At 73.6% G+C, this 5951-nt stretch carries 6 protein-coding genes; 1 reads left to right on the top strand and 5 read right to left on the bottom strand.

What is annotated here, in order from left to right:
* Window positions 1–489 precede the first annotated feature (489 nt).
* The gene (locus AC1DUQ_RS16065) at window positions 490–1701 is read right to left on the bottom strand and encodes an RNA polymerase sigma factor (RefSeq protein ID WP_477074126.1); all 1212 of its coding nucleotides are present in this window, start codon (window positions 1699–1701) and stop codon (window positions 490–492) included.
* A complete protein-coding gene (locus tag AC1DUQ_RS16060) occupies window positions 1698–2036 on the bottom strand; it encodes a YciI family protein (RefSeq protein ID WP_477061166.1) in 339 nt (112 codons plus the stop codon). The genes AC1DUQ_RS16065 and AC1DUQ_RS16060 overlap by 4 nt, the downstream gene beginning before the upstream one ends.
* Before the next feature lie 142 nt (window positions 2037–2178).
* Here AC1DUQ_RS16060 and AC1DUQ_RS16055 point away from each other — a divergent pair, with 142 nt between their 5' ends.
* Window positions 2179–2991: an alpha/beta fold hydrolase gene (locus AC1DUQ_RS16055; protein WP_477061165.1), complete on the top strand. Its 813-nt coding sequence runs from the start codon at window positions 2179–2181 to the stop codon at window positions 2989–2991.
* Here the strand turns inward: AC1DUQ_RS16055 and AC1DUQ_RS16050 are convergent.
* From AC1DUQ_RS16050 to AC1DUQ_RS16040, 3 genes are all read right to left on the bottom strand, one after another.
* Window positions 2956–3495, bottom strand: a complete 540-nt coding sequence (locus tag AC1DUQ_RS16050) for an AMIN-like domain-containing (lipo)protein (RefSeq protein ID WP_477061164.1) — start codon at window positions 3493–3495, stop codon at window positions 2956–2958. The two genes, AC1DUQ_RS16055 and AC1DUQ_RS16050, sit on opposite strands and share 36 nt — an antisense overlap.
* Before the next feature lie 97 nt (window positions 3496–3592).
* A complete protein-coding gene (locus AC1DUQ_RS16045; RefSeq protein ID WP_477074125.1) occupies window positions 3593–4627 on the bottom strand; it encodes a matrixin family metalloprotease in 1035 nt (344 codons plus the stop codon).
* Window positions 4628–4758: 131 nt separating this feature from the next.
* On the bottom strand, window positions 4759–5951 hold a 1193-nt coding region (locus AC1DUQ_RS16040), incomplete at its 5' end, for a glycoside hydrolase family 18 protein (protein WP_477074124.1).

Here is a 5951-nt window from a genome sequence, read left to right as displayed (position 1 = left end):
CCGACCGGTCCAGCGACCGCGCCCGGTCCGGGTCGGCCCCGACGAGCGGCGTCGAGAACCGCTGCTCCCCCGTGCGCTGGTCGAGCGCGACGAACGACTGGGACCCGTCATCCGCGACGGACAGGCCGAGCGCCGCGCCGCCGACCTCGATGCCCTGCGTGAGCACCCCGGTCTCTGCGGGGTCCGGCCGCCACAGGACGCCGACGTCCGCGTCGAGCGCGCGCACGACGCCCGGGGTCGCCACGAGCCGGGCCGACTCCGCACGCTCCCGGACGTCGAGGACCACCTGCGTCACGACCAGCGCCGCGACGACGGCGCCGGCGGCACCCCCGACCCACCACCACAGCCGCGCAGGGCGGGCCGACGGAGCCGCGACGGGCGCCGACGACTCGGCCGGCTCGTCCAGCTCGACGTGCTGCATCGCACCGCGCGGCATTGCCCGACGCTAACCCCGGAGGCCGGCCGCGGCGCGCGCACATCGGGTGAGACTCACGAATCCCGCAGCCGGCGCTCCAGGTACTCCTGCTCGGCGCGGTTCGAGGTGCGGGTGAGCGCCTCGCGGTAAGCCGCCGCCGCCTCCGCCCGGCGGCCCAGGCGGCGCAGCAGGTCGGCGCGGACCGCGGGGGCCAGGGGATGGTCACCGGCGCCCGCGAGCGCGGCGAGCCCAGCCTCCGGGCCGCGGTCCATGCCCACCGCGACAGCTCGGTTCACCTGCACCGCAGGCGACGGGACCACCTCCACCAGCTGGTCGTACAGGCCGACGATCCGCCCCCAGTCCGTGTCCCCCGCCGAGGCCGCGGTCGCATGGCACGCCGCGRTCAGCGCCTGCAGCTGGTACGGGCCGACGCGTTCCCGCAGCACCGCCCGCCGCAGCTCGGCCAGGCCCGCCTCGATCGCCCCGCGGTCCCACGCGGACCGGTCCTGCTCCTCGAGCGGGACCAGCACACCGTCGTGGTCCGTGCGGGCCGGCGTGCGCGCGTGGTGCAGGAGCATCAGGGCGTGCAGACCCGCGACCTCCGGGTCGTCCAGCGCCAGACCGCTGAGCACGTGCGTCAGGTCGATCGCCTCGTGGCAGAGGTCCACCCGTACCAGGTGCGGTCCTGCGGTCGCCGCGTAGCCCTCCGTGAACACCAGGTAGAGCACCGCGAGCACGGCGGGTGTGCGCTCGGGCAGCTGGGCGGCGGACGGCACCCGGTAGGGGATGCCGGCGACCGCGATCTTGCGCTTGGTGCGCACCAGCCGCTTGGCCATGGTCGGCTCTGGCACCCCGAACAGCCGGGCGATCTCCGCCGTCGTCAGGCCGCACAGGGTGCGCAGCGCCAGCTCCACCCGGGAGGACAGGGCCAGCGCCGGGTGGCAGCAGGTGAACAGCAGCCGGAGGCGTTCGTCGGCGATCCCGCTGGCCAGGACGTCGAGATCCGGCTCGTCGGGCTCGACCACCAGCGCCCGGAGCTTCTCGGCGCCGACGCGCTCACGCCGGATCCGGTCGATGGCACGGTGACGCGCGGTCGTGGTGAGCCAGGCGCGCGGCACATCAGGGATGCCGTCCCTCCGCCAGGTGCGCAGGGCCGACGCGAACGCCTCCTGCGCGCACTCCTCCGCCAGGTCCCAGTCCCCGGTGAGCCGGATCAGCGTGGCGACGAGCCGTCCCCAGTCCCGGGCGAACGTGTCTGCGAGGACCTGTTCGACCTCGTCGGTCACGTCGTGCGCACCGGGCGCACCTCGACCTGGCCGATGGCCGCCGCGGGGTGCGCCGCCGCGATCGCGACCGCCTCGTCGAGGTCCGCGCAGTCGACGAGCGCCAGCCCGCCGACCTGCTCGCGCCCCTCGGCGAACGGGCCGTCGGTCAGCAGGACCTCGCCGCCCCGCAGACGCACGGTCGTGGCGGTCTCGCTGGGGTGCAGACCGACGTGCGCGCGCAGCACCCCGCGCCGTTCCAGGTCGGAGAACCAGGCGTCGAACGACGCGAACGCGCCTTCGCGCATCCGCGACGCCGCGAGCTCCTCGTCGGCACTGATCAGCAACAGGTACTGCATGTCGGCTCCCCGCTCTCGAGTGGTGTCCTTCATGGACGAGCGCGCAGGGCCAGGATGGACAGCATGGCGCGAGGTGTCCATGACACGAGGCGCTCTTCGTCCCCCTGGTGACAGCACCCCTTCGACACCCCCGGAGAACCCCATGGAGACGCTCACCTCCGCCGACGGCACCCCGATCGCGTACGACCGCGCGGGGGACGGGCCCGCGATCGTCGTCACCACCGGCGCGTTCAACGACCACACCACCTGCGCGCACCTCGCCGCGCGCCTGACCGGCGACCACACCGTGGTGACCTACGACCGCCGCGCCCGCGGGCTCAGCGGCGACACGGCCCCGTACGCGATCGAGCGGGAGCTCGAGGACCTCGCCGCGATCATCCGTGTCGCGGGCGGCAGCGCCGCGGTGTTCGGGTACTCCTCGGGAGGGATCCTCGCGCTCGCCGCGGCCGCGGCCGGGCTGCCGATCACCCACCTCGCCCTCTACGAGGCGCCGTTCGCGCTGGGCACCCTGACCGCGCGCGCGGCCGACCTTCCGGCGCGGATCGAGGCGCTGGTCGCCGACGGGAGGCCCGGGGACGCGGTCGCCCTGTTCCAGACCGAGGGCATCGGCCTGCCCGCGACCCTCGTCGAGCAGATCCGCTCCTCGCCGGCCTGGCAGTCGCTCGTCGCGATCGCACAGAGCACGGTCTACGACGCCACCATCACGGCGACCCTCGGGGTACCGACGCCGGCCATGCGCGCCATCGACGTCCCGACGTGGGTGATCACCGGCGCGGAGACGTGGCCCGGCCTGCCGGAGTCCGCCGCCGCGCTTGCCGGGCTGCTCCCGCACGCCAGGCACGTCGTGGTACCCGGTGGCGCCGACCACGGCATCCCACCGGAGGCCACCGCGGCAGCCGTGCGGGAGCTGCTGGCCTGGTCACCAGCGGTGCGCGACGTCCACGACCACGCGTGACCCGGTTCCCGGACCGTCCAGGACGAACACGCGGAACGGCAACCGCGCCCTGACCCCCAGGCCGAGGCTGGTGTAGCCCTCGAACGTCCCGGCGAACACGACCTGCCGGAACGTGCGGTAGCCGGAGACGTTGCGCAGCTCGAGCTTGTTGGCCGGCGAGTACGTCGGGTTGCCGTTGACGTCGTACGCCGGGTCGTTCACGGTGATCTGCAGGGCCGCGCCGCCGCGGGTCGGGATCGGCTCGCCGGAGCCGTCCTGCACCACCTGGGCCACGTAGGACACCGTGTACCCACCGACGTCGCCCGCGACATCGACCACGAGCCGGTCGTAGCAGCTGTGCCGACCGGTCCGGACGTTCACCACCGGCGCCTGCGACAGGGACGGCGCCGACTTGGTGAGCGACCCCCACACGAGGCCGCAGTAGGGCGCCGCCGTGGCGGGCGATGCCGGGATCATCAGGAACGTGCCGACCAGCAGCAGGACCGACAGGAATGCACGCTTCATCGCACGACTCCTCCGTCGCGCGGGCCCCCGCGGATGGATGCCCGGTCCTCCAGTTTACGACCGGGGAACCTTGACATAACGGGTGAAACGGCGCCGCTCAGAGCTCGGGGACGCACTCCCCGCGGCCGAGCGCAGCCAGTCCGGTCAGGTCCCCGACGCCGAGGTCGGAGACCCCCTCCTGCGCCTCGGGATACATGAGCTGCGTCGTGTCCTCGACGTGCTGGAGCCCGACGAGGTGACCGACCTCGTGCAGCACGATGGACCGGGCGATCGCGTCGCCGCCGGGATGGGTGGAGGACTCGGCGAGCTGCGGGGCGTCGAGCACCACCTGCCCGGTCACGTAGACCTCCGGCCCGTCCGCCAGGCTCACGTGGACGCTCCCGGCGGCGCCGGYGACGAAGCCGGCGAGGGTCGCGTCCTCCCGCGGCGAGGACCAGCTGAACAGCACGGGCGCCCACCGGTCGCCGTAGCGCTCGGGCTGGTAGGCCTCCCGTCGGGGCGACGGCGCCTCGGTCGTCGTGCCGTCGTCGACGAACTGCAGCCCCGTGGCCAGCGAGATCCGCGCGACGGCGTCCGCGATGAGCTGCTGGCCCCCGTCCGGCGCGGCGTCCGGGCGCGTCACGTAGTGGATCGGCCGGCACGGGTCGTAGGCGACGGGCGTGGCGCGGTCGTCCTGGACCGCCACGTAGGCGAACGAGGCGCTCGTCCCCGGCACCGGGGCCGGCGTCCCGAGCGCAGCCGACGCGGCGCCCGTGCCCGGGGTCGGTGCGTCCGGGTTGCGGGCCGCCGTGGGAGTCGGCTCCGGGGCACCCGCCCAGGCGAGCACCTGCGGCAAGCGTCCGGACTGGACGACCCACGTCCCGCCCGCCAGCGCGGCGACCACGAGCACGGCCACGACCGTCGACGAGCGCGACGTCGACCTGGCCGACGGGTCCGGTGCGAGCGAACGTCCGCGGCGCACGCCGACGCGCCGTCGGCGACGGCCCCGCACCCCGCCCGGAGCGTCTGAGGTCCGCGCCTCGGGCGGTCCGGCACCGCGGGCGGCGGCCTCGTCGATGACCCACTGCGGCACCCGCCCGGACGGCGAGCGTGGCAGGTCGTCCGGGGCCGGAGGCCCAGCAGGTCCGTTCACCGGCACCCCTCGCTCAGGGGCCCGGGACGGACCCTCGACGTCATCGGCACGGCGGCGCGCTCGCTGGAGGGTGTGCGCGCAGAAGCCCGGCCGCCGGAGGGAGGGTATCCGGAGGCCGGGCTTCGCGTGGGCTACTTCAGCCCGGTGGACAGCGCGCTGATCAGCTCGCCGTTGGACGTGTCACCCGACAGCTCCCAGAAGAAGGCGCCACCCAGTCCCTTGCCCTTGGCCCACGACGTCTTGCCGGCCAGCGTGCTGGGCGTGTCGTAGCCCCACCACTCCGAGCCGCACTTGGCGTACGCCGTCCCGCCGACGGTGCCCGTGACCGGGCACTTGTTCTTGAGCACCTTGTAGTCTTCGATGCCGGCCTCGTACGTGCCCGGCGCGGCGCCTGTCGCCGAACCCCCGGGTGCCGTCTGCGTGACCCCGGTCCAGCCACGGCCGTAGAAGCCGACGCCGAGCAGGATCTTGTTGGCCGGGACGCCCTTGGCGATGAGCTTGTTGACGGCCGCCTCGGTGTTGAAGCCCGCCTGCGGGATGCCCGTGTAGGACGTCAGCGGCGAGTGCGGTGCCGTCGGACCCGTCGGGTTGAACGCCCCGAAGTAGTCGTAGGACATCGGCATGATCCAGTCGAGCTTCTGCGCTCCCGCGGCGTAGTCGGCCGCGTCGATCTTGCCGCCGGTGCTGCCGTCGGCGGTGATGGCCGCCGTGATCAGCTTGCCGCTGCCGAACTTGGTGCGCAGGGCCGTGATGACGTTGTTGAACGACGCCGGGCCGCTCGAGTCGCACGACAGCYCGCACGCGTTCGGGTACTCCCAGTCGATGTCGATGCCGTCGAACAGACCGGCCCAGCGGGAGTCGTTGAGCAGGTTGTAGCAGGAGTCGGCGAACGCGGTCGGGTTGGCCGCCGCCTGCGTGAAGCCGGACGACCAGGTCCAGCCGCCGAACGACCAGATGACCTTGAGGCCGGGGTGCATGGCCTTGAGCTTCTTCAGCTGGTTGAAGTTGCCGCGCAGGGGCTGGTCCCACGTGTCGGCGACGCCGTCGACCGAGTCCGCCGCGGTGTACGCCTTGTCGTAGGCCGCGTACGAGTCACCGATCGAGCACTGCCCGCCGGTGGTGTTGCCGAACGCGTACAGGATGTGGGTCAGCTTCGATGCCGAGCCGCTCGTCTCGATGTTCTTCACGTGGTAGTTGCGGCCGTAGACGCCCCACTCGGCGAAGTAGCCGACGAGCTTCTTGCCACCCGGGGGCGGCGGCGTGGTGGTCGTCGGCGTCGGGGTCGGAGTGGGCGTCGTGGTCGTCGTCGGGGTGGGCGTCGGTG

This window comes from Cellulomonas sp. P4_B5_2, assembly GCF_056402235.1.
Note: the sequence above shows the minus strand (reverse complement) of the source record. Positions and strands in the feature narration are given on the sequence as shown.